This window comes from Vibrio fujianensis, from assembly GCF_002749895.1.
GTDB classification, from domain to species: domain Bacteria; phylum Pseudomonadota; class Gammaproteobacteria; order Enterobacterales; family Vibrionaceae; genus Vibrio; species Vibrio fujianensis.
Window position 1 is genome coordinate 665,102 of record NZ_NBUS01000054.1, and the last position, 2,507, is coordinate 667,608.

3 protein-coding genes are annotated in these 2,507 nt (G+C 42.8%); all 3 read right to left on the bottom strand.

Translation table 11 applies throughout. From position 1 onward, the window contains the following. The coding region (locus B7C60_RS16165; RefSeq protein ID WP_245869603.1) for an efflux RND transporter periplasmic adaptor subunit at positions 1–852 on the bottom strand (852 nt) is incomplete at its 3' end. A gap of 44 nt (positions 853–896) precedes the next feature. After that, a complete protein-coding gene (locus tag B7C60_RS16170) occupies positions 897–1,619 on the bottom strand; it encodes a TetR/AcrR family transcriptional regulator (RefSeq protein ID WP_099612665.1) in 723 nt (240 codons plus the stop codon). Positions 1,620–1,981: 362 nt separating this feature from the next. Continuing rightward, the coding region (locus B7C60_RS16175) for an ATP-binding cassette domain-containing protein (RefSeq protein ID WP_245869605.1) at positions 1,982–2,507 on the bottom strand (526 nt) is incomplete at its 5' end.

A 2,507-nucleotide genomic window follows, 5' to 3' on the forward strand; every position in this document is an offset into this window, starting at 1 on the left:
AACTAAACTCACCGTCATAGGCTCCCCAGTATTGAGTTGTACTCGTGCAAACATCCCAGGGCGTAATGCTAAATCTTGGTTCTCTAGCGTAGCTTGAACTTCAATACTCCGGCTTGCTTCTCGTATTGACGGAGCAATAGCTGTTATTCGTCCCACAAAGGTTTGCTCAGGTACAGAATCAACACCAACTTGAACACTTTCCCCTAATTCGATATTGGGTAACTGCTGTTCTGGTAAGGTAAAATTAAGGTAGATTGGCGCAAAAGATTGCAATGAAACCACAGTATTGCCAGGCGATAATAGTTGTCCTAAGCTGACTTGGCGAATCCCTGCCACACCATCAAAAGGCGCACGAATCGTTTTTTGCGCAATCCGTGCTTGCTGGCTTTCTACTGCCGCAGCCGCTTGCTTGGCTTCACTTTCACGTAACCGTAATTCTGACTCGGATACATTTTTTTCTCGATACAAACGCTGGTAACGAGTGAGTTCTAACTTAGCGAGATCTTCCACCGCTTGTAGCCGTTTTAATTCGGCTTTATCAACGGAATCATCCAGTGTCACCAATAACGTGCCTTTTTTGATACGCGTCCCATTATCAAAATAGATACCATTAATTATCCCACTCGCCTCCGTCGTCAGCTCGGTACTGTGAATGGCAGCAAAGCTACCGATGGCACTAACAAAAGGTTGCCATTGGTCAGTTGTTACTTCACTTGCCGTCACAGTGACTGGAGGAATCGGCATATTATCGAAAAATTGATTCATAAAATGGTTGCCGACAGCTTTGTAGGCAAAAATGCCCCCAAAAATCAGCGTACTGACGATTAACATCAGGATCATGCGTTTTAACATGAAAACTCCTTGCTGGTTGATCCTAAAAATAGAGAGAATAAAAACTAACGAAATAGAGCCTTTTTTTCTAATTCCGCTTTTAACTCAGTAACTTTGCTTAAAATAACTTTATCTTCCAATGATAATAAGGGCTGCCATTGCATCCCATTCAATAGCATCGTGATATTGCGATACAACTGCATAGAATCGGGCGCTACCGATAATGATTCTAAGAGACCATGAGCATTGGCTAAAACGTAGTGCCCTTGACATAGGGCCCAAGGTGCCAGTGATATATCCATCGCTGAATAACCATGATCGGGTAACTCACCACGGTTCAATGCCTCTTGCGCAATGTGACTGACCACATCGCCGATCGGCTTGCAGCAGCTAAAAATTTTCTGGCGTTGATTGTGCGACACATTTTCCCAAACCGCTTCGGTAAAAACGTACTGTTCTAACTTAGCATGTTGAGGGTTTTTCTGCTGAAATAATCGATCCGCAATCGTAAGTGCTAACATCTTATCTCGACTATTTAGCGGCATAGACGCAATGCACTCAAAAACGTCTAATCGCCAAGCTACTTGCTCTGCCACAATGGCTGCCAGCAAGTCCTCTCTTGAACTAAAATGTTGATACAAGGTCCCCGTTGCATACTGACATTGCTTTGCAAGCTTCGCCATGTGTAAGTTTAAAAAACCACACCTTTCGATCATTTTACCTGCGGCCTTTAAGAAGAGATGTTCCCTTTCTTGTCGCTCTCGTTGCTTTCTTTCGGAAGTTGTCATAATGATTAATGTTGTGAATACGATATAAATTATGAACATGATTCAAAAAATGATCAATCGTCATAATTCACAGTTATCTTACAAAATGTTGCAAAGTGTGTATCAATCCCCGTGGGTCGTCATAACCGCCATCATCGTTGCATAAAAAAAGCCACCCCGAGAGCAAGGTGGCAGAGATGGCAATAAAAGCCTAACAAGAACGAGAATGTATCAATAAGAGTAAAGCGATTAGTATGCCAATATTGCTAAAAATCAATAATAGATTGATAAATAAAGAAATATATTTAAATCATTGGCAATGGATTTCTTCGCCTGCCCAATAAATGGGCTGAATGCACCAATCTCAGTCAAATACATCAATCTCAATCAAATAGAAGATAGTAGCGACCTTGCCACTCGACCCGCTTAACCTGTGTTTGAAAAACATCGGTGAGGTTATTTTCGGTCAAAACCTCATGAGCCGAGCCGAAGGCATGCATAATGCCTTTATCTAACATTAACACCTTATCAGCATGTTGAAGGGAGCGATTCAAATCATGGTTTGCCATCACAACAGTAACCCCTTGATCCGCTATCCGCTGAATCAGGGCATAGAGTAGCTGCTCCTGAGCAATATCCAGTGGAGCACCCGGTTCATCGAGAATCAATAGCTGACCACTAACATTGAGCGTAGGCCAGATCTGTAAACAGCTCCCAGCCAGACGAACGCGCTGCCACTCTCCACCGGATAAACAGTGAATGGTGCGGTGAAGCTTATCAGCTAAATTTAATAAGTTGCAGATTTCATTCAATGCCGTCACCACCTCGGGATCCTGATGGTGCTTTCCTTGTGGAAGAGACAAAGCTAGATATTGAAAAACATCCAAATTAAAAGCCGGTTTGTCACTT